Source organism: Micromonospora sp. NPDC002575 (assembly GCF_042889525.1).
Classification (GTDB): domain Bacteria; phylum Actinomycetota; class Actinomycetes; order Mycobacteriales; family Micromonosporaceae; genus Micromonospora; species Micromonospora carbonacea.
Window position 1 is genome coordinate 91,198 of sequence record NZ_JBIARA010000008.1, and the last position, 20,458, is coordinate 111,655.

The following is a 20,458-nucleotide window of genomic DNA, read 5'->3' on the forward strand; positions in this document are numbered from 1 at the left end:
GCTCACTCCTGTCGGGTGTCGGGTGCCGCGGCGGCGGCGAGCAGGCCGGCCAGCCGCCGCACGTCGGGGGCGGTGTCGAGGGCGGCGATCTCCCGCTCGACGGCGTCGGCGACGTCGGCGGGCAGCCGGCCGGCGACGTTGTGCCGGAACTTCAGGGCCAGCTCGGCGGTGGTCAGCGGGCGGGCCGGGCCGCCCCGGTTGGCCAGCACCTCCTCGGTCCACTCCCGGCCGTCGCGGGTGACCACGCGCAGCACGGCCGGGAACTGGTGCGGGAAGATCGCGTCGCAGCGCTCGTCGGGGACCACGTCGACGCGGGCCATCACGGCCCGGCGGGACTCCTCGACGGCGAGGGCGTCGGTGAAGTCGTCCGGGCCGACGCCGAGCACCCCGCCGCCGTGCAGGCCGGCGGCGACCGCGTACGGGCCGCTGAACTGGGCCTCGTAGCCGGTGGTGGGGCGGCGCTTGCGGTCGATGGGCTGCCCGATGGTGCGGATGACGGGGGTGGGCACGCCGAGGGTGGCCGACTCGACGTCGGGCGGGCGTACGCCGCGCCGGCGCAGCGCCAGCGCCGCGTCGATGGCGGCGTGGGTGAAGTGGTTGGCCGGGTAGGGCTTGAAGAAGATGTCCGGCACCGCCCAGTCGACGCCCAGCCCCGCGGTGATCTCCGCCGGGTCGTACTCGCCGCGCAGGAACGCCTCGAAGAAGCCGAACCGGCCCTCCAGGACGGTGGGCGGGCCGGTGACGCCGTGCCGGGCCAGGGCCGCCGCGCTCACCGCCGAGTGCGCCGCCCAGCCGCAGTGGATCCGCTTGACCGTGCCGCCGGTGCGGTTGGCCTCGATCAGCCCGGCCGCCATGGAGGCGGCCACGCCCAGCGCGTCGAGGGTGCGCCCGGCGTCCAGCCCGAACAGCCGGGCGGCGGCGACCGCCCCGCCGAGAGTGCCGCAGATGGAGGTGGCGTGCTGGCCGTGCTCGAAGAAGACCGAGTTGCCGGCGGCGCGGTCGTAGCCGGCCATGCCGAGCCGCACGCAGACCTCCAGGCCCACCGCGACGGCGGCCACGGTCTCCCGGCCGGACGCGCCGGTGAGTTCGGCGGCGGCGAGCGCGGCCGGCACCACCGACGCGCTCGGGTGCAGCACCGACGGCAGGTGGGTGTCGTCGTAGTCCAGCGAGTGCGCCAGCACCCCGTTGCCGAACGCGGCCAGCGCGGCGGGCACCGGGTCGGCGACCCCGATCGCCCGGGCCTGCCCCCGCCCGCCCTGGTCGCGCACGTAGGCCAGGGCGGCTCGGCTGCTCGGCAGGTCGACGGCGGCCACGCAGAGCCCGACGACGTCGAGCAGCCGCTGGCGGACGCTGTCGACCACGGCGGCGGGCAGCGCGGCGGCGGGCGTGTCGGCGGCGAACGCGGCCAGGGCCTGCCCGAGGGTCGGCTCAGCCACGGCCCACCACCGCCAGCGGGCGCACCGGCGAGCCGGTGGCACCGTACAGGGGCAGCGGGGCCAGCACGAAGGTGAACTCGTGCACCGCGTCGCGGGCGAGCTCCTCCAGCGCCATCGCCTCGATCAGGTAGACGCCGTGCTCGACCAGGAGGATCCGGTGCGCCGGCAGGCTGCTGTGGCCCTGGCCGGGGCGCAGGCACTCGAAGGCGATGGTGTCGGCCCCGGCGGCGTGCACCCCGTGCGCGGCGAGCCACCGCGCGCCGTCGGCGCCCACCCCGGGCACGCCGGAGTCGTGGCCGACGTATCGGGTGCGGTCGGGGTCGTCGAAGTGCCGGCCCCAGCCGCTGCGGATCAACACCACGTCGCCGGGCTCCACGGGGGTGCCCTGCCGGTCGACGGCGGCGTCCAGGTCGGCGGGGGTGATCTCGTAGCCGGCGGGGCAGTCGGGCCGGCCGAGGGCGGCGGGCACGTCGAGCAGGACGCCCCGGCGGACCATCGGCGCGACGGTGTGCACGCCGAGTTCGGTGAACCGCCCGCCGGACTGGGCGGCGGCGGCGTCCGCGCCGCCGTGCAGCAGCCCGTCGTGGGAGACGTGGGCGAGGGCGTCGACGTGCGTGCCGACGTGGGTGCCCATCACCAGCAGGTCGTTGGCCGCCGAGCCGCCGTCGGCGCGGACCATGTCACCGTGCCGGCGCGGCATGGTCAGCCAGAACGGCGGGTGGTTCGGCGACTGGGGCATGCCGATCGAGAGCAGCCGGCCGAGGTCGTAGATCTCGACTCCGGCGCGGACGGCGTCGAGCAGCCGGTCGGCGTGGCGGGCGGTGGTCGTCACGGTTCCTCACGTTTCAGCGGTTCGGCCACGCCGTCAGGCGACGATGTGGCGGGCTCGGAGATCGGCGATCTCGGCCGGGTCGCAGCCGAGCTCGTCGATCAACAGGGATTCGGTGTCGGCCCCGAGGGCGCGCCCGGTGAAGCGGATCCGTCCGGGGGTCGCGGACATCCGCCACATCACGTTGTGCATCCGCACCGGCCCGAGGTCGGCGTCGTCGACGGTGGTGAGCATCTCCGTGGCCCGCACGTGCGGGTCCTCGGCGATGTCGCGGGCGCTGTAGACGGGGGCGACGGCCGCGCCGGCCTCGGTGAACGCGCGGCTGACCTCGTCACGGGTGCGCTGGGCGATCCACCCGCCGACGTACGCGTCGAGCTCGTCGGCGTGCCCGGCGCGGCCGACGCCGGTGCGGAACCAGGGCTCGTCGATGACCTCGGGGTGGCCGACCAGGCGCAGCACCCGTTCGGCGATGGCCTGGGCGCTGGTGGAGACGGCGACCCACGCCCCGTCGCTGGTGCGGTAGGTGTTGCGGGGCGCGTTGTTGACCGACCGGTTGCCGTTGCGCTGCTCGACGACGCCGAGCTGGTCGTAGACGGTCGGGCCGGGGCCGACCGCCGTCATGATCGGCTCCAGCAGGCTCAGGTCGACGACCTGGCCCTCGCCGGTGCGGTCGCGGTGGCGCAGCGCCATCAGCACCGCCGAGGAGGCGGCGATGCCGCAGATGCTGTCGGCCAGGCCGAACGCGGGCAGGGTGGGTGGGCCGTCGGCGACGCCGGTGAGGTGGGCGAAGCCGCTCATCGCCTCGGCGAGGGTGCCGAAGCCGGCGCGGGAGGCGTACGGGCCGGTCTGGCCGAAGCCGGTGATCCGGGCGATGACCAGACCCGGGTTGGCCGCGTGCAGCTGCGCCGGGCCGATCCCCCAGCGCTCCAGGGTGCCGGGGCGGAAGTTCTCCACCAGCACGTCGGCGCGGGCGGCCAGGCGCAGCAGCAGCGCCGCGCCCTCCGGGGCGGACAGGCTCAGCCCGATGGTGCGCTTGTTGCGGGAGATCTCCTTCCACCACAGGGGATGGCCGTCCTTGGCCTTGCCGTGCCCGCGCATGCTGTCCCCGGCGGTCGGGTGCTCGATCTTGACGACGTCGGCGCCGAAGTCGCCGAGGATCTGGCAGCACAGCGGCCCGGCGAGGATCGTGGAGGCGTCCAGCACACGCAGCCCGGCGAGCGGGCCGTCGGCGGGCGTGGTCGGTGTGGTCACGGCGATCACCCCTCTGCCCGGTCGGCCGGCGGGCGGTAGCCCAGTTCGGCGGAGATGTCGGCGGCTGCGGCGGCCACCAGCGTCCCGTGGTCGGCGCAGACCTGCCGGGTGAACCGGTCCTGCGGCCCGCACAGGGAGATGGAGCCGAAGACCTGGCCGGTGCCGTAGCGGATGGCGGCGGCGACGCTGCCCGCGCCGTTCTGCCGCTCCCCGATGCTCACCGCGTAGCCCTGGCGGCGGATATGGGCGAGCTCGTCGCGCAGCACGGCCGGGTCGGTGATGGTCGAGGGGGTGACCCGCTCCAGCGGCTGGGCCAGGTACTCGTCGAGCTCCACGGCGGGCAGCGCCGCGAGGATCGCCTTGGACGACGAGCCGGAGTGCAGCGGGTGGCTGGTGCCCAGGGACACCGACATGCGGACCTCGTGCGGGGACAGCACCTGGTCGATGTAGACCCGGATCGAGCCCTGCCGCACCGACAGGGTGGCGGTCTCGCCGGTGCGGCGGACCAGCCTGACCAGGTACCGGCGGGCGATCTCCGGGACGTCCAGCGCGCGCAGTGCGGCCAGGCCCACCGCGAGCGCCCCGACGCCGAGCCGGTAGCGCTTGGTGTCCTCGTCGAAGTCGAGGAACTCGTCGGCGGCCAGCTCCTTCAGGATCCGGTACGCGACCGCCTTCGGCAGCCCCAGCTCGCGGGCGATGGTGGACACCCCGAGGGTCTCCGGCGCCCGGGCGGCGATGATGTTGATGACGTCGAGGGCCCGGCCGAGGCCGGAGCGGACCCGCCGGTCATCGGGTGCGACGAGGGGGGTGGTGGTCATGTCTGTCCTCACTGTGGGCGGACGCGGGCGGAAGGGCAGGGCGACCGCCGGTCACGGTGGCGTCGCGGGGGTGCCCGGCGGCAATCCTCGCAACTGCCGCTGCCGTTCCACGGCGACGACGAGCGCCACCGAGGCGAGCACGACGACGCCGGCGAGCACCTGCCGGCCGGTGAGCCGCTCGTCGAGCACCGCCATGCCCAGCAGCACCGCGATCACCGGGTTCACGTAGGCGTAGGTGGCCACGAGTTGCAGGGGCGCGCGGCGCAGCAGCCAGGTGTAGACGCTGAACCCGACGACGGTGCACACCAGCATCAGGTAGGTCCAGGCGACCCAGGAGCGGCCCGTGACCTCGGCCGGGCGCAGCCGGTGCCACTCGCCGGCCGGCCACGCGGCCACCGCCACGGCCGCGCCGCCGGCGAGCATCTGCCAGCCGGTGCCGACCAGGTGGTCGGCCGGGGCGGGCAGCCGCTGGGTCAGCGTCGAGCCGGCCGCCCAGACCATGGTGGACGCCACGATGGTGGCGATCCCGGCCAGGTGCAGGCGCTGGTCCCCGGCGAGCACCAGCAGGGCCAGCCCGGCGAGTCCACCGAGGACCCCGACGACGGCCGCCGGCCGGGGCCGCTGCCCGCCGCCGAGGCGGATCGCCAGCACCCACAGCGGCATCGCGGCGACGAGCAGGGAGGCCAGGCCGGACGACACGTGCTGCTGGCCGACGGCGAGCAGCGCGCTGCCCGCACCGACCATGAGCAGGCCGCCGGCCAGCACGCCGGGCCACCGGTCGCGGGGCAGGCGCAGCCGGGCCGGGCCGTTGCGCGCCGCCACCACCGCGAGCACCAGGGCCCCGGCGGCGAGGAACCGGCCGGCGGTGGAGACCATCGGCGGCAGGCTCTCCAGGGCCACCCGGTTGCCCAGGTAGGTGGAGCCCCACAGCAGGTAGACCGCGCCCAGCCCGGCGGCGAGCGCGGCCGGCTCCACCGGTGGTGGGCCCGCCACCGCCGGGGCCGCCACCGCGGTGGGCTCAGCGCCGGACATGGGACCGGGTCACGGGGTCACCGCCGGGGCGTCGAGGTCGCACTGGGCGGCCACGGCGTCGGCGAACGCCTCGGGCTGCTCGTCGGCCACGAAGTCGGTGCCGCCGGGGATGGTGACCAGCGGGGCGTGCGGCAGGGCGGCCCGCACCACGGGCGTCATCCGGTCGACCAGGTCGTCGGCGCCGTGCAGCAGCACGGTCGGCACCGCCGCCAGGGCGGCCGTGTCCAGCCGGTGGTCAAAGACGGCCCGGTACGCGGTGGCGTAGTCCGGCCCGGTCATCAGATACTCGGCGACCTGCCGGTCCGCCTCGTCGGGGCTGAGCCGGGGGTAGAGGCCCCAGACCCGGTCCCAGATCACCCGCAGGTGCGACCCGTCGCGCTCCGGCGTGTAGCCGGGGGCGTAGGTCGCCTTCTTGCGGGCGCGTTCGGCGTCGTCGTAGAGCGGCAGCCCCTGCAGGATGAGCCGGCGGACCCGGTGCGGGGCCCGCAGGGCGGCCTCCGCGGCGATCACCGCGCCGGTGTGCTGGCCAAGCAGGCGCACCCGGTCCAGGCCGAGGGCGTCGGCGGTCTGCCAGAGCGCGGCGGCGTACTGCGGGATGGTCCACGGCTGCGGCGGGGCGTCGGACATCCCGAAGCCGGGGGTGTCCACGGCGACGACGCGCAGCCCGCGCCGGGCCAGGGGCGCGAGCGCCAGGTCGTAGGTCGCCGACGACAGCGGCGACTGGTGCGCGATCAGCAGGGTGGGGCGTCCCGGCGTGCCGGCGTGGCGGTAGTGGACCTGGCCCCAGGGCAGGTCGACGTAGCCGCGCGCGGCGCGGCCCCGCACCCGGGTCACGCGGTCACCGCCAGGGCGGCCATGACCTCGATGACGTGCCGGATGCCGTCGCGGTAGTCGTCGAGGCGGATGTTCTCGTTGGGCCCGTCCACCCCGGAGTCGGCGCGGGACACGCCGACGCCGACGATGGGCCGGGCGGCGAGAGCACCCTGGTTGCCGATCCACTGGGTGTACGGCTCGATCACGGGCTCGGCGCCGTACGCGCGGCGGGCGGCGTCGGCGACCAGGGCGACGAACGGGTCGCGGTGGTCGGTCATGTTGGGCCGGCTGGTCGCCATGACCTCGATGTCGACGTCGCCGAAGCCGGTGGCGGCGAGGTGGTCGCGGACGGCGGCGAGCACCCGCTGCGGGTCCTGGCCGGGCACCAGCCGGATCTCGACCTTCGCGGCGGCCGTGGCGGGGATGCCGAGGGTGACGTCGTCGCGCATGTCGCCGCCGGCGATGCCGGTCACGGTCAGCGTCGGCACGGTGCGGATCGCCACGGCGGCCTGCCGGTCGTCCAGCCCGCCGGTGAAGCCGCGCACGCCGGCCCGCTCGCGCAGGAAGTCGCCGTCGAACTCCACCTGGTCGAGCAGGTCGCGTTCGGCGTCGGTGAGCGGGCGCACGTCGTCGGCGAAGCCGGGCACGGTGACCGTGCCGTCGGGGCGCTGCAACTGCGCCAGGGCGGCGGCGAGCCGGGCCGTCGCGGCCGGCAGCAGCGCGGTGTTCTGGCTGGTCAGGTCCCGGGGCAGGGTGCGGACGGTGAGCCGCAGGTAGAGCACGCCCTTCTCGGCGAGCTTGAGCAGCGGCCGGTCCTGCCCGTCGCGCCAGGAGTTCTCCCACAGCGCCGCGTCGCTGGCCAGCCGGTCGGCGTACGCCGCGCAGAACGAGCCGAGGCCGGGGCTGTGCAGCCACTGCTTGCCCTCGAAGATGAACCGGCTGGTGACCGGCGGGGTCAGGCCCGCCAGCCGCCAGGCGGCCACCGCGTGGATGCGCGACATCAGCGCGCCCTTGTCGTCGGCGACGCCCCGGGCGTAGAGGCGGCCGTCGTGGATCTCGGCCGCGTACGGCGGGCTGATCCAGTCGGCGTCGTCGCCGGCCGGTTCGACCTCGACGTCGTAGTGGGTGAAGTGCAGCAGCCTGCGCCGCCCCGCGCCGGGGATCTCGGCCAGCACGTACGGGTGGGACTGCTCCCACTCGATGATCTCGGCCTGGCCGCCCCAGCGGCGCACGGAGTCGGCGATGAACCGGGCGGTGGCCGCCATCTGGTCGGGCTCCTGCCGGCGGCTGCGGATGCGGCAGAGCTGCTGGAGCTCGGCGACGAACTCGTCGAGGTGGGTGTCCACCGCGGCGAGCGCGGCGGCGGTGTCCGGGTGGGGCATGGGTTCCTCCGCGTGGCTCAGTGGATGGTGACGCCGCCGTCGACGAAGACGGTCTGGCCGGTGACCATCGCGGCGGCGTCGCTGAGCAGGTAGGCGACGGCGTTGGCGACGTCGTCGGGGTGCGCCATCCGCCCGAGCGGGATGGTGGCCAGCTTCTCGGCGAGGTACGCGGCGTCGCCGCGCACGTCGGTGGTCATGTCGGTGGGGACGATGGTCGGACCGACCGCGTTGACCCGAATGGCGTCGCGCGCCCACTCCAGGGCCAGCACCCGGGTCAGGTGCAGCACGCCGGCCTTGCTGACGCAGTAGCCGACGGTGTTCAGCACGGCGATCTGTCCGTTGGTGGAGCCGAGGTTCACCACGGCGCCCCGGGCGGCGCGCAGCGCCGGGTACGCCGCCTGGCACATCCGGAACGTGCCGGTGAGGTTGACGTCCAGGACGGTGGTGAAGTCCTCCTCGGTCATCGTGGCCGCCGGCCCCCGGCGGACCACGCCGGCGTTGTTGACCAGCAGGTCGAGCCGGCCGTGCCGGTCGAGGACCCCGGCGACCAGGCCCGCGCAGGAGCGCGCCGAGCGGATGTCGACCCGGTGGCGGCTGTGCGGCCCGCCGGGGTCGTCGACGTCGGCCAGGTCGGCGTGGGCGACGACCGCGCCCCGCTCGGCGAGGGTGGCGGCGATCCGCGCGCCGATGCCCCGGGCCGCGCCGGTGACCAGGGCGACCCGGCCGTCGAAGCGGTTGACGTCGCCGGGCCGGCTCATGCGCCGATCACCTTGGTGTCCTCGGCCCAGAAGGCCAGCCGGCGCTGCAACAGCCGGATGACGAAGTGCGCGAGCAGGCCCATCACCGACAGGACCACCAGCACGGCGAACATGCCGGCGATGTCGAAGTTGTAGTTGGTCTGCAGCAGCAGGTAGCCCAGGCCCTCCTTCGCGCCGATGAACTCGCCGACGACCGCGCCGAGGATGGCGAAGACGATGCCGATGTCCAGGCCGGCGAAGATGAACGGCAGCGCGCTGGGCAGCCGCACCATCCGGAAGATCTGGGCCCGGCTGGCGCCGAAGACGGTGAGCATCTGGATCCGGTCGGCGTCGGCGGCCCGCAGCCCCTCGATGACGTTGACCAGCATCGGGAAGAACGAGATGACGGCGGCCATGACGACCTTGCTGCTGAGCCCGAAGCCGAACCAGAGCACGAACAGCGGCGCGAGGGCGACCTTGGGCACGGTCTGGAACGCCACGATGTACGGCATCAGGGTCGCCTCGACCACCTTGATCTGGGAGATGAAGGTGCCCAGCAGCACGGCAGCGCCGACGCCGATGGCGAAGCCGAGCAGCGCCTCCTGGGTGGTGACCCAGAAGTGGCCCCAGAACCGGTCGTCGGTGAGCTGCCGGTGCAGCGCCTCGACGATCTGGGACGGGCGGGGCAGCACGTACTCGTCGACGTCCAGCAGCCGCGTGCCGTACTCCCAGGCGAGCACGACCACGACGAAGACCGTGGGGACGAGCCAGAGCTGGGGACGTTCGCGCAGGTCGACCCGGCGTCGCCGGGTGGCCGCCGGCCCGGGGGCCGGCGCGGTGGGGGTGTCCACTACCTCGGTGTCTGCCATGGCGGCACCTCCTCAGTCGATGACGCCGGCGGCGTTGAAGTGGCGGCGGATGCGTTCGACGTAGACACCCGCCCGGTCCGAGGACATGACGCCCAGGTCGCGGGGCCGGTCCAGGTCGATGCTGAGGATCTCGGCGATCCGGCCGGGGCGGGGGCTGAGCACCACCACCCGGTCGGAGAGGAAGACCGCCTCCGGGATGGAGTGGGTGACCAGCACCGCGGTCTGTCCGCTCTCCCGCCAGATGCGCAGCAGCTCGACGTTCATGTACTCGCGGGTCATCGCGTCGAGCGCGCCGAACGGCTCGTCCATGAGCAGCACGGCGGGGTCGTGCACCAGCGCCCGGCAGATGCCGGCGCGCTGCTGCATGCCGCCGCTGAGCTCGTGCGGGTACTTCCGTTCGAAGCCGGTCAGGCCCACCATGTCCAGCAGCTCCTGGGCGCGGGCCCGGTGCCGGGCGGGATCCAGCTTCTGGATCTCCGCCGGCACCATGACGTTGTCGAAGATGGTGCGCCAGGGCAGCAGCGTGGGGGCCTGGAACACCATCCCGACCTCGCGGAGGGGGCGGACCACCTCGGTGCCGGCGATCCGCACCGTGCCGGCCGTCTTCGGGCTCAACCCGGCGAGGATCTTGAGCAGGGTGGTCTTGCCGCAACCCGACGGGCCGACGACCGAGATGAACTCGCCCCGGCGTACGGTCAGGTTGATGTCGCGCAGGGCCTGGGTCGGCGCCGACCGGCGCGGCTGGTACTGCTTGTCCAGCCCGGCGACCTCGATCCAGGAGTCCTCCGACACCGGTGCCGGCTGCTGCGTCCGGCGACCCATCGCCTTGATGGCCATCGAATTCCCTTCCGCGTCCGCTGCCGCTACTTGGCGGGGTAGTTGGCGGCCTTGTCGAGCACCGCGGCCTTGTCGAAGTCGTTGGCCCCGGCGAGCAGGCCCGGCTCCCACACGTCGCCGAGCTGCACGTTTCCGGTGATCTGGCCGGCCTCCTTGGTGTACGCCTGGGTCTTGGTCCACTCCTGGTCGCTGATCGCGCCCCAGTCGCCGAACTGGTCGGGCGTGCCCGCGGCCGGGGTGGCGGTCTTCAGCCACGCGGTGAGGCTGCGGGTGTCGGCCGGCAACTGGTCGGCGGCCTGCTTGCCGGCGAGGATCTGCGGGAACACCTGGTAGCCGATGCGCATGGCGGCCTCCGGGTTCTTCGCGGAGAAGAGCATCGCCTTGTACGCCGCCCGCAGGAACCGGGTGTAGACGTCCCTGTTGTCGTCGAGCTTGCGGGCGCCGACGGCGAAGCTCAGCGACCGGATGCCGTCGAAGGCGTCCGGGTTGTCGAGGTACTTCAGCGTGATCCCGGAGTTCTCGATCACCGCGTACGCCTGGGTGTAGAGGGCCAGCATGTCGACCTTGCCGTCGTTGAGCGCGGCGGCGGCCGGCGCGCCGACGCCGACCGGCAGCAGCTCCACGTCCTTGGCCGGGTCGAGCCCGGCGGCGGCGACGAAGGCCCGGGCGTACGGCGCGGAGCCGGAGGCCAGGCTGATCACGCCGATCTTCTTGCCCTTGAGATCGGCGGCGCCGGTGAGCGTGCTGTCCGGCTTCACCGCCATCACCCACGGCCAGTTCTGCACCAGGCCGCCGATGGCCTTCACCGGCACGTTCTTCTCGACCGCGCCGAGGATGGAACCGCTGTCGGCGGCCGTCAGGTCGGCGCTGCCCGAGGCGACGGCCTGGAGGGCGGCGACGGAGCCGTCGGTGTTGATCGTCTCGACGGTGAGCTTCTCCTCGGCGAAGTAGCCGAGCTCCTTGGCGACCGCGTAGACGGCCACCTCCTCCTTGGGACCGATGACCGCGGAGGCGATGGCGAAGGTCAGCTTCGCCGGCGCGCCCTCCTCGGCCGCCGCGTCGTCGCCGGAGCCCCCACATCCGGCCAGGGCCAGCGCGGCGACCAACACCGCCGGCAGCACACCCCACTTCTGCTTCATATCGGCACCTCGTCCTCAGGGTTCTTTTAAGTAGGGAAGAGCAGCCGCGCGGGACCCACGCGGCGGGTGGGACGGTTCGGTGAGGCCGGCCGCGGGTGAGGCCGGTGGGCCGGGCGGCCCGGGGAGGGTCAGCGGGACGGGTCCCGCCGCGCCACGGCGGTGGCGAGGTCGTTGTAGACGTGCTGCTCGACGATCAGCCCGCCGCGCAGGACGAACACGTCGGCGTAGCGGATCCCGTCGAACGGTTCGCCGTCGGGCCACTGCCCGTACAGGCGGCCGAGGGAGGTCACCGAGACGCCGTCGTCGGCGGCGGTGCCGACCAGGTACCGGTCGCGGTGCTTGCGCACCCACCAGTAGGTGCCGGTCGCCGCCGACGCCAGCTCGGGCAGGGAGGCGAAGCGACGCCCGCCGGGGAAGACCATCAGCGCACCCGGGGCGAGCAGCCGACCGGCCCGGTCGAGGTCGCGGTCCTCGCAGAGTTGCAGGTAGTGGTCGACCAGCCCGGCGGCGTCCATCAGCCGCTCTTGCCGCTCAGGGCCGCTTCCCACTGGTCGCGCAGCGGGTGCTCGGCCGGGCCCTGCTCGGTGAGGATGCGCATCAGCCGGGTCAGCAGCAGGTCGCGTTCCCGGTCGAGCACGGCCTGCCCGTCGGCGTCGGCGGTGAAGCCGTCGAGGTCGCCGGGACCGAGCACGGCACGGCGGACGAGCAGTTGCTCCAGCGCCCGCAACCGCTGCCGGTCGACGTGCAGCTCGGTGGACAGCTGCAGCACCAGGTCGAGCAGCTTGCCGAAGCGGGGGTCGCCGAAGTAGTCGAACTCGGTGCTCATCACGCCTCCGGCTTCGTCGCGGCCAGCACGGCCCAGGGGAAGTGCCACTCGACCCGGTCGCCCCAACCCTCGGGGCGTACGCCGTCGCGGCGCTCGTCGAACGGGGTCCAGCTCGCGTCGACCAGGCCGGCCTCGGCGCAGACGGCGAGCAGGTCGGAGCCGAACAGCGCGTGGAAGAACGGCTCGTTGTTGCGCTCGGCGTGCTCGTAGACGGTGGCGTCGCGCAGCGGGTCGCCGGTGAGCTGGAACTCCAGGAAGCGCAGCGCGCCGCCGGGCTTGAGCAGGCGGGCCGCCTCGGCGATCGTCTCCCGGATCGCCTCGGCGGGCATCTCGTGCAGGACCATCGTGCCGGTGACGACGTCGCAGGAGGCGCCGTCGAGGCCGGTGGCCCGCCCGTCGGCCTGCCGGTAGTCGATGGCCAGCCCCTGCGCCTCGGCCTCGGCGTGCGCCAGGCGCAGCCCGGGCGCGGCCAGGTCGACGCCGATGACCTGCGCCGACGGGTAGCGGCCGACCAGCGGGCGGGTGCTCTTGCCGAACCCGCAGCCGATGTCGACGACCCGGGTGGCCGCCGGCAGGTCCGGCAACGCGGTCTCGGTGAACAGCCGGTGGAACTTGTAGCCGTCGTTGTCGCGCAGCATGACGATGCGCGCGCCGAACTCGTAGACGTAGGCGGACATGTCGTCGGAGAAGAAGCCGCCCGGCTGGATGTGGATGTCGTAGTCGGTGTACCAGGCGGGCAGGTCGATGTCGGGGTCGAGGGTGAGCGCGCCGAGCGGCTGCGCCGGCACCCCGGCGAGCTGGGCGGCCAGCTCGTCGCGGCGGCCCAGGACGGCCTCCCCGGCGGTCTTCCACAGCATCTTCTGCTGCACCCGCTCCAGGTGGCTGAACCACGGGTAGAGCGGCAGGTCGCGCAGGGTCGCGCCGGCGTCGGCGATGGTGGCCGCGGGTTCGCCGGTGGCGGCGTACTCCCGGGTGAGGGCGGGGTAGACGGTGTCCGCCCAGCGCTTGCGCAGGCCGAGGACGAAGTCCACGGCGGAGCGTTCGTCGAGGGTGAGTCGATCCTCGATGTCCAGCATGCGGATCTCCTTGCGTCGCGCCGTCCCGGTGAGGCGGGCGGCTCGGTGAGGGGATGCTCGGGTCGGTGCCGGCGGGGGTCCGCCACCGACGTGGTCAGTAGGCGAGGGCCACCGCGGCGGCGTCGGGGCTGTCGTGGCGGCCGAGGAACGCGCCGGCGTACCGGCCCTCGTAGACCGCCTCCAGCGTGGTGCGGGGTGCGTTGGCGTCACCGACGAGGTGGATCCGGGGTCCGTCGGGCGCCGCGTCCAGGTGGCGGAACAGGGTGTCGTCGGCGGCCGGCGTGCCGGCGTCGACGACGGCGGTGACGCCGTCGACGGGCACGTCGACGCCGGCCAGTGGGCCGGTGAGGGCGACCGTGTCGCCGTCCACCGCGCGGAGGGTCCGCAGTGGATGGACGACGACACCGAGTTCGGTGAAGCGCCGCAGCAGCGCCAGTCGGGAGTAGGTGGTGATCCGGGCGGCGAGGCTCGCCGTCGGGGAGACCAGGTGCACCCGGGCGCCCCGCCGGGCCAGCGCCTCGGCGACGGAGGACGCCGCCCAGGTGCCGTCGTCGTCGAGGACGACGTACGCGCAGGCGTCGGCCCCGGGCGCGTCGAGCAGGTCGACCGCCTGCCACAGGTCGAGCACGGGCGGCCCGCCGGGCAGGGGGCGGCGGGCGGGGCGGGAGCCGGTGGCCACCACGACGTCGTCGTAGCCGCCGTCGCGTACCCCGGCGGTGGTGACCCGGTGGCCGAGGAGGATCTCGACGCCGGTGGCGCGCGCCTCGGCGGCGAGGTCGCGGGTGAGCAGGCCGAGCCGTTCCCGGCCGGGCACCCGGGCCGCGACGCGGACCTGGCCGCCGAGGTCGTCGGCGGCCTCGGCGAGGGTGACCCGGTGGCCGGCGCGGCGGGCGGCGGTGGCGGCGGCCAGGCCGGCCGGTCCGCCGCCGACCACCAGGACCCGGCGGGACGGGGCGGGCCGCCGCCAGGCCGAGGCCCACGCCCGTTCGACGCCGACCTCGGGGTTGACCACGCAGGTGATCGGCAGGCTGGCCTCGACGCGGGCGATGCAGCCCTGGTTGCAGGCCAGGCAGGAGCGGGTCTCGTGCTGCCGGCCGGCGGCGGCCTTGCGGACCAGGTGCGGGTCGGCGATGTGCGGGCGGGCCAGGCCGACCAGGTCCGCCTCGCCCGCCGCGATCAGCTCGGCCGCCTCGGGCAGGCTGTCGAGCCGGCAGACGGCCAGCACCGGCAGGTCGGGGAACTCCCGGGAGAACCGGGCGGCGTGGTGGCGGAACGGCGCGTGCCCGAAGCTCATGTCGGCCATCTGGGTGGCCAGCGACCAGCTGCCGTGGTAGGCGGAGTGGCTGACGTGGACGTAGGCCAGCGGGTGGTCGGCCCGCAGCCGGGCGACGATCTCCACCATCGCGTCGGGGTCGAGCCCACCGGGGAGGAACTCGTCGGCGCTGATCCGCAGCCCGACCGGCAGGTCGGCGACGGCGGCGTGGACGGCGTCGAGCACCTCGCGGGTCAGCCGCATCCGGTTGGCCAGGCTGCCGCCGTAGTCGTCGTCGCGGCGGTTGGTGTGCGGGGAGAGGAACTGCTGGAGCAGGTGCCCGTGTCCGGCGTGGACCTCCAGCCCGTCGAAGCCGGCCCGCCGCATCCGGCGGGCGGCGGCGGCGAACGCGGCGACGACGGTGGCGAGGTCGCGGCGGCCCATGGCGTGCGGCACGTGCGCCCCGGCGGCCCAGGCCACCGGGGAGGACGACCAGGCGGCGGTGCGGGTGGCGTCGCCGTTGGCCTGCCGGCCGGCGTGCATGATCTGGGCGAAGATCCGCGCGCCGTGGGCGTGCACGGCGTCGGTGACCCGCTGGTACGCCGGGACGCTCGCGTCGGTGAAGCTGCCGAGGCTGATGCTGCGTCCGGCGCTGGTGGGGTGCACCCGGATCGCCTCGGTGATGATCAGCCCGACGCCGCCGCGGGCGCGCTCGGCGTGGTAGGCGGCGAGCCGGTCGGTGGGCTCGTTGTGCAGGCCGAAGTTGGTGGTGTGGCCCGGGACGAAGACCCGGTTGCGCAGGGTCAGCGAGGCGAGGCGGACTGGCGAGAGGAGCTTCCGCAGCTTCTCGTCGGCCATGCGCGGGCCTCCTGTCTGGACCTACCGACCCCCGACCGCAGATCGTTCGGGTGGACCGTACGCCGTTCGAACAAGAGGAACGCTAGGACTGCCGTTCACCTCCCGTCAATGACTTACCACTCAGTAACATCACTTGAGACCCGGCCTTGACCTGCTGTTTCTCTCAGCCGAACGGGGCGGCAGGCCGAGCGCGTCGCACGCCCGCTCGTGCATCCGGACCACCTCCCGCCGGATCTCGGCCCGTTCGCTGATCCGCCGGGCGAACGGGATCCGCACCGGCACCTCGATGCCGTCGACGGCGACGGCGAAGTCCATGCCGTCGGCGTCCAGCCCCGTCGCCCGCGCCCGGGTGGCGTCCGGGCAGCCGCCGAGGGCGCGGCAGATCAGCAGCGAGTCGTCGGCGTGGTCGGCGTTCATGTGCCGGCAGACCGCGCGCACGATGTCGGCGTCGAACGGCTGCGCGGCGTCCGCGCCGGACGGCTGCCCCGCGCCGTGGGGCGCGGGTCGGTGCGGCCGGCCGGTCACGCCACGGCCTCCGTCGCCGCGGCGTCGGCATCGGCGACGGCGTCGGGCACGTGCCGGGCCAGCGCGGCGAAGACCGCCGTGTTGTGCCGGTACGCCAGCAGCACCTCCTCCAGCAGGGCCGCCTCGGCCGCCGGGTCGAGCGGCAGGGCGTCCAGCCGCGCCCGGTAGGCGTCCTTGTACGCCTTCGGCCGGGTGATCCGGTCGAACGCGTAGAAGCCGGCCCCCGCCTGCGCGCTCAGCCCGTACCGCCTGGCGACGGCCCGGCCGATGTGCCGGCCGCCGGAGAGGTCGCCGAGGTAGCGGGTGTAGTGGTGGGCGATGAAGCGCTCCGGGGAGGTGACGCCGACGGCGCGGATCCGGTCGGCGTAGGCGAGCGTGGCCGGATGCGGTGCGCTCCGCCGCGCCCAGTCCGGCCCGACCAGGTGGGCCAGGTCCGCCTCCAGCGCGGGCAGCCGGGTCAACGCGTCGTCGACGAACGGCCCGGCGAGCGGGTCGTCGCGCATCGCCTCGGCGGCCGACTCCAACGCCCGGTACAGGGCGTGGTGCTGCACCACCAGGTCGACGTAGCCGGCGAGGTCCACGTCGCCGGCGACCAGCGCCGTGACGTAACGCTGGCCCTCGGCGGCGGCGTGGGCGCCCTGGCTGGCGGCCCGCAACCGGGCCGAGAACGGGATGGGTGGCGTGCTCATCTATTCCTCCGGAACGACGGTGCGGTGGGCTGGACCCCGGCGGCGGGGCACGATCAGCGGCAGGCGGGTACGCGGGTGCGGCACGACCTCGATGTCGTGCCCGTAGACCTCGCTGAGCAGGGGTGGGGTCAGGACGGCGGCCGGCGTGCCGGTGGCCCGCACCCGCCCGGCGGCGAGCAGGGTCATCCGGTCGGCGTACGCCCCGGCCAGGGCGAGGTCGTGCAGCACCACCACCACGGCGTCACCGGCGTCGGCGCGGTCGCGGGCGATGCGCATGACCAGCTCCTGGTGGCGCAGGTCGAGGGCGGCGGTCGGCTCGTCGAGCAGCAGCACCCCGGCCCGCTGCGCCAGCGCCCGGGCCAGCGCCGCGCGGGCCTGCTCGCCGCCGGAGAGGGTGGGGAACGGCCGGGCGGCGAACCGGATCACGTCGCAGCGCCGCATGCTCTCGGCGACGACCGCGTCGTCGTACGCCTGCTCGGGCCGCCCGGCCCAGGGCGCGCGCCCCATCCGGACGACGTCGACCACGGCGAACGGGAAGCTCAGCGTATGCCGCTGGGTCAGCACCGCCCGGCGCATCGCGAGCTCCACGGCCGACCACCCGCCGAGGGGACGGCCGTCGACCTCCACGGTCCCGGCGGTGGCCGGCAGGTCGCCGCTGACGGCGGCCAGCAGGGTCGACTTGCCCGCGCCGTTGGGGCCGACCAGGGCGTGCACCTCACCGGCGCGGACGGCGAGGTCGACGCCGTCGAGCACCGGCCGGCCGGCGCGTGCGACCCGCAGCCCGGCGGCCCGGATCCGGGTGCTGCCCGGCGTCGCCGGGGCCGGCGGCTGCGGCGCCGCCCGGCGGCCGAGCAGCCGCAGCCGGGCCCGCCCGCGCGGGAGACCTGCTCCGCCGGAGGGGATCGGGTGCCCGGGCCCGCTCATGCCCAGCCTCCCGCGCGGTCCCGCGTACGCCGCAGCAGCCAGAAGAACGCGGGCCCGCCCACGACCGCGGAGAGCACCCCCAGCGGCAGTTCCTGGTAGTCGACGAGGGTGCGGGCGGCGAGGTCGGCGGCGATGACCACGATCGCGCCGCCGAGCGCGCTGGCCGGCACCAGCAGCCGGTGCCCGGGGCCGGCGACCATCCTCATCAGGTGCGGCACGACCAGGCCGATGAAGCTGATGATGCCGGTGAAGGCGACCGCCGCCGCGCCGAGCAGCGCGGTCACCACGATCATCCGGACGCGCAGCCGCTCCACGTCGACGCCGAGGTGGCGGGCGGACCGCTCGCCGAGGGCGAGCAGGTCGAGCCGGCGGGCGTCGGCGAGGGTGGCGGCCAGGCCGACCGCGAGGCAGGGGGCGGCCAGCCCGACGGCCGACCAGCTCGCCTGGGCGAGGCTGCCGAGGTTCCAGAACGCGATGGCCTGCACGCCGGACTCGTCGGCGACGAACATCAGCAGCCCGATCGCGGCGCCGGCGACGGCGTTCACGGCGACGCCGGTGAGCACGAGGGTGACCACCTCGGTCCGGCCGCCGGAGCGGGCGAGCGCGTAGACCAGCCAGGTGGTGGCGAGCCCGCCGGCGAACGCGGCGGCCGGCACCGTCCAGCCGCCCAGGACGGTGACGCCGGTGACGATGGCCAGGGCCGCGCCGAGGGCCGCGCCCGCGGACACGCCGATGACGCCGGGCTCGGCCAGCGGGTTGCCGAAGACGCCCTGCATCACCGCCCCGGAGCAGCCGAGCGCCGCGCCGACCACGGCGGCGAGCGCCACCCGGGGAAAGCGGACGAGCCACAGCGCGCTCTCGCCGTGCGGGGCGGCGGGGCGGGGGCCGACGTCCAGGCCGAGCCGGTGCAGCACCGAGCCGAGCACCTCCGCCGGGGCGATCGCCACCTGCCCCCGGCCGGCGGCGAACAGGGCGACCAGCAGCAGGCCGGCGGTGAGCCCGGCGAGCAGGAGAGCCCCGCGCCGGGGCCGGCGTCCGCGGGCGTGGCCGGGCGCGGCGTCCACGGTGGCCGGTGGGGTGTCGATGGCGGTCATGACCGGTCCCGGCAGTGCAGCGCGTCGGCCAGAGCCCGCAGGACCCGGCCGGAGCGGGTGCCGAAGGTGAGCAGGACGCCGTCGTCCATGTCGACGATCCGGCGGGCCGCCCCGGCGGGGGTCTGCGCCACCCCGGGGAGCGTGAGCAGGCCGTCGACGCCGCCGACGGACGCCAGCCCGCCGCTCATCACCAGGATCACGTCGGGGGCGGCGTTGATCAGGCCCTCGCTGGTCAGCGGCCGGAACTTCGCCAGGCCGATCGCGGTGCCGGCGTCCACCCCGCCGGCCGCCTCGATCATCGTGTCGGAGCCGGCGCCCCGGCCGCCGATCAGGTAGACCCCGGCCGTGCCGCGCAGGTAGAGGAAGGCGACGCGGGGCGACGCGCCGTCGGGCACGCCGTCGCGGGCGGCGGCGATCTCACCCTGGACCCGGGCGACGAGCCGCTCGCCGGCCTCGCCGACGCCGAGCGCGGCGGCGATCGCCCGCACGTGCGCGGGCACGGCGTCGAGGGTCTGCTCGGCGGCGACGAGGACGACGGGGATGCCGGCGGCCCGCAGCTGGCGCAGCGTCTCGGGTGGACCGATGCTGTCGTCGGCGAGGATGACGGTGGGCGCGAGGGCGAGCACCGCCTCGGCGGACAGGTCGTGCCCGGCGGGGGTGACCACGGGCAGGCGCGCGGCGGCCGGGAAGGTGGTCGAGGTGTCCCGGCCGACGACGTTGCCGCCGAGCCCGAGGCTGAACACGATCTCGGCGATCGAGCCGTAAAGGTTGACCGGCAGGATCCGCGTCGCGTCGGTGACCGTGGTGGCGACGCCGTCGGCGGAGGCGACGGTGACCGGCAGGGCCGGGGTCGGCGCGGGGTCGAGCGGGGTGACGTCGGTGTCGGGCAGGGCGGCGGTGACCGGGCCGCAGGAGGTCGCCGAGGGGGTCGTCCCGCCGCCGGCCGTCGCGCCGGCGCAGCCGGCCAGGGCGCCGGCGACCAGCAGCAGGACGGCCAGCGGCGCGCGGCCCCGGCCGGGCGAGATGGCGCGGCGGGTCAGGGCGCGGCGGGTCGACGCCCGGCGGGTCACGGGGCGGCCCTCCGCCGGCGGCGGCGCAGGCCGGCGAGCAGCATCAGCCCGAGCAGGGGCAGGGCCAGCGCGGCGAGCCACCAGCCGCCGACGCCGGAGGCGGCGCTGACCCGGGTGACCTGGGCGGCGGGGTCGGCGGTGTCGCCCGGGGCGGCGACCGCATCGGCGCCGGCGGCGGTCGGTGCCGCGCTGCCGGCGGGCGCGGCGGTGCCCGGGGCGGCGGCCGAGGCGGCGGGCGGCGCGGCGGTGGTGGTACGCGCGGTGGGTCCGGCGCCGCCCGGGCCGGCGGCCCCGGTGGTGGCCGGGGCGGCGCTGGACCGGGCCGGGGTGGCCGCCGCGGCGAAGGTGATCGGCACCCGGACGTCCTGGGAGCGGTCGGCGGGGCGGGTGTGGTCGGCGCGGGTGGCCACCACGCACCGGCGGACGGTGCAGTCCACGTCGCCGATGCGGGTGCCGACGGTGAGGGTCACCCGGAAGGAGCCGCCCGCGCCGTAGGGCACGGCCAGTCCCTCCCCGTAGGACGGCGGGTTGGACGAGATCCAGTGCGAGGCGCCGGTGCTGCCGGTGGTGTCGGCCCCGCCGCCGCACGGGCTGGGCGCGGCGCCGGCGCCGTTGTCCACGCAGTAGGCGACGTAGATGCCCTTGGTGACGTCGTAGCCGGTGCCGGAGACGGTGACGCTCGCGCCCGAGCGGGCGACGCCGCCGCTGGGCGTGACGGTGAGCGCCTGACCGCCGGCCCCTCGGCCGGTGCCGGCGTGGGCCGGCACCGCACCGGCGGCGACACCGAGGGTGATCAGTGCTGCGGTCAGGACGGCGCGACGCAGTGATCGCATCAGGCTCCCCACATGACGGATCAGGTCGGCTGACACACCGACCGTGACTAAGGTTTGCCTAACCTAAGCCAGAAGTTTGCAGTTCACAAGGGGTTCTTCGGGCCAAGATCTCCAACCTGTCGCCCCTGTGCCGCAGTAGTTAGGTTTGCCTAACCTCAACCACTGTCC

General features: G+C 75.3%; 21 protein-coding genes. All 21 read right to left on the reverse strand.

Annotation, left to right across the window (positions count from 1 at the left end; genetic code table 11):
* Window positions 1-2: 2 nt before the first annotated feature.
* The 21 genes from ACFYWL_RS14620 to ACFYWL_RS14720 all read right to left on the reverse strand — a co-directional run bounded on the left by ACFYWL_RS14620 (window position 3) and on the right by ACFYWL_RS14720 (window position 20,290).
* Complete coding sequence (locus ACFYWL_RS14620) at window positions 3-1,436, reverse strand: MmgE/PrpD family protein (RefSeq protein ID WP_386972227.1); 1,434 nt, start codon at window positions 1,434-1,436, stop codon at window positions 3-5.
* On the reverse strand, window positions 1,429-2,268 hold the full coding sequence (locus ACFYWL_RS14625; RefSeq protein WP_077939782.1) for a cyclase family protein: 840 nt from the start codon (window positions 2,266-2,268) through the stop codon (window positions 1,429-1,431). Before ACFYWL_RS14625 ends, ACFYWL_RS14620 begins: the two co-directional genes overlap by 8 nt.
* Before the next feature lie 33 nt (window positions 2,269-2,301).
* Window positions 2,302-3,516, reverse strand: coding sequence for a CaiB/BaiF CoA transferase family protein (locus tag ACFYWL_RS14630; protein WP_386972232.1), 1,215 nt, complete (start codon window positions 3,514-3,516; stop codon window positions 2,302-2,304).
* Between the two features lie 5 nt (window positions 3,517-3,521).
* Window positions 3,522-4,334, reverse strand: a complete 813-nt coding sequence (locus ACFYWL_RS14635) for an IclR family transcriptional regulator (protein ID WP_386972234.1) — start codon at window positions 4,332-4,334, stop codon at window positions 3,522-3,524.
* Between the two features lie 51 nt (window positions 4,335-4,385).
* Entirely contained in the window at window positions 4,386-5,366 is a 981-nt protein-coding gene (locus ACFYWL_RS14640; RefSeq protein WP_386972237.1) for an EamA family transporter, read from the reverse strand.
* Window positions 5,367-5,375: 9 nt separating this feature from the next.
* Window positions 5,376-6,200 carry an alpha/beta fold hydrolase gene (locus tag ACFYWL_RS14645; RefSeq protein WP_386972240.1) on the reverse strand — a complete coding sequence of 275 codons (825 nt, stop codon included), beginning with the start codon at window positions 6,198-6,200 and terminating at the stop codon, window positions 5,376-5,378.
* Window positions 6,197-7,561, reverse strand: coding sequence for a M20/M25/M40 family metallo-hydrolase (locus ACFYWL_RS14650; protein WP_386972243.1), 1,365 nt, complete (start codon window positions 7,559-7,561; stop codon window positions 6,197-6,199). The genes ACFYWL_RS14645 and ACFYWL_RS14650 overlap by 4 nt, the downstream gene beginning before the upstream one ends.
* A gap of 17 nt (window positions 7,562-7,578) precedes the next feature.
* Window positions 7,579-8,319, reverse strand: a complete 741-nt coding sequence (locus ACFYWL_RS14655) for an SDR family NAD(P)-dependent oxidoreductase (RefSeq protein WP_386972245.1) — start codon at window positions 8,317-8,319, stop codon at window positions 7,579-7,581.
* The gene (locus ACFYWL_RS14660) at window positions 8,316-9,167 is read right to left on the reverse strand and encodes an ABC transporter permease (protein ID WP_386972248.1); all 852 of its coding nucleotides are present in this window, start codon (window positions 9,165-9,167) and stop codon (window positions 8,316-8,318) included. The genes ACFYWL_RS14655 and ACFYWL_RS14660 overlap by 4 nt, the downstream gene beginning before the upstream one ends.
* 12 nt (window positions 9,168-9,179) lie before the next feature.
* Window positions 9,180-10,004: an ABC transporter ATP-binding protein gene (locus ACFYWL_RS14665; protein ID WP_386972251.1), complete on the reverse strand. Its 825-nt coding sequence runs from the start codon at window positions 10,002-10,004 to the stop codon at window positions 9,180-9,182.
* A gap of 26 nt (window positions 10,005-10,030) precedes the next feature.
* Window positions 10,031-11,143, reverse strand: a complete 1,113-nt coding sequence (locus tag ACFYWL_RS14670; protein WP_386972254.1) for an ABC transporter substrate-binding protein — start codon at window positions 11,141-11,143, stop codon at window positions 10,031-10,033.
* A gap of 128 nt (window positions 11,144-11,271) precedes the next feature.
* Complete coding sequence (locus ACFYWL_RS14675; protein WP_386972257.1) at window positions 11,272-11,658, reverse strand: nuclear transport factor 2 family protein; 387 nt, start codon at window positions 11,656-11,658, stop codon at window positions 11,272-11,274.
* Window positions 11,658-11,969 (reverse strand): hypothetical protein, encoded by a 312-nt coding sequence (locus ACFYWL_RS14680; RefSeq protein WP_386972260.1) that lies wholly within the window; start codon window positions 11,967-11,969, stop codon window positions 11,658-11,660. The genes ACFYWL_RS14675 and ACFYWL_RS14680 overlap by 1 nt, the downstream gene beginning before the upstream one ends.
* The gene (locus ACFYWL_RS14685; protein WP_386972263.1) at window positions 11,969-13,045 is read right to left on the reverse strand and encodes a class I SAM-dependent methyltransferase; all 1,077 of its coding nucleotides are present in this window, start codon (window positions 13,043-13,045) and stop codon (window positions 11,969-11,971) included. Before ACFYWL_RS14685 ends, ACFYWL_RS14680 begins: the two co-directional genes overlap by 1 nt.
* A gap of 94 nt (window positions 13,046-13,139) precedes the next feature.
* Window positions 13,140-15,155 carry an FAD-dependent oxidoreductase gene (locus ACFYWL_RS14690; protein ID WP_386972265.1) on the reverse strand — a complete coding sequence of 672 codons (2,016 nt, stop codon included), beginning with the start codon at window positions 15,153-15,155 and terminating at the stop codon, window positions 13,140-13,142.
* 129 nt (window positions 15,156-15,284) lie between these two features.
* The gene (locus ACFYWL_RS14695) at window positions 15,285-15,680 is read right to left on the reverse strand and encodes a DUF2470 domain-containing protein (protein ID WP_386972268.1); all 396 of its coding nucleotides are present in this window, start codon (window positions 15,678-15,680) and stop codon (window positions 15,285-15,287) included.
* Window positions 15,677-16,369 (reverse strand): heme oxygenase (biliverdin-producing), encoded by a 693-nt coding sequence (locus ACFYWL_RS14700; protein ID WP_386972271.1) that lies wholly within the window; start codon window positions 16,367-16,369, stop codon window positions 15,677-15,679. The genes ACFYWL_RS14695 and ACFYWL_RS14700 overlap by 4 nt, the downstream gene beginning before the upstream one ends.
* A complete protein-coding gene (locus ACFYWL_RS14705; RefSeq protein ID WP_386972273.1) occupies window positions 16,370-17,293 on the reverse strand; it encodes a heme ABC transporter ATP-binding protein in 924 nt (307 codons plus the stop codon).
* Window positions 17,290-18,387, reverse strand: a complete 1,098-nt coding sequence (locus ACFYWL_RS14710; protein WP_386972276.1) for a FecCD family ABC transporter permease — start codon at window positions 18,385-18,387, stop codon at window positions 17,290-17,292. Before ACFYWL_RS14710 ends, ACFYWL_RS14705 begins: the two co-directional genes overlap by 4 nt.
* Window positions 18,384-19,457 (reverse strand): hemin ABC transporter substrate-binding protein, encoded by a 1,074-nt coding sequence (locus tag ACFYWL_RS14715; RefSeq protein ID WP_386972278.1) that lies wholly within the window; start codon window positions 19,455-19,457, stop codon window positions 18,384-18,386. Before ACFYWL_RS14715 ends, ACFYWL_RS14710 begins: the two co-directional genes overlap by 4 nt.
* Window positions 19,454-20,290 (reverse strand): hypothetical protein, encoded by an 837-nt coding sequence (locus ACFYWL_RS14720; protein ID WP_386972281.1) that lies wholly within the window; start codon window positions 20,288-20,290, stop codon window positions 19,454-19,456. The genes ACFYWL_RS14715 and ACFYWL_RS14720 overlap by 4 nt, the downstream gene beginning before the upstream one ends.
* Window positions 20,291-20,458: the final 168 nt, after the last annotated feature.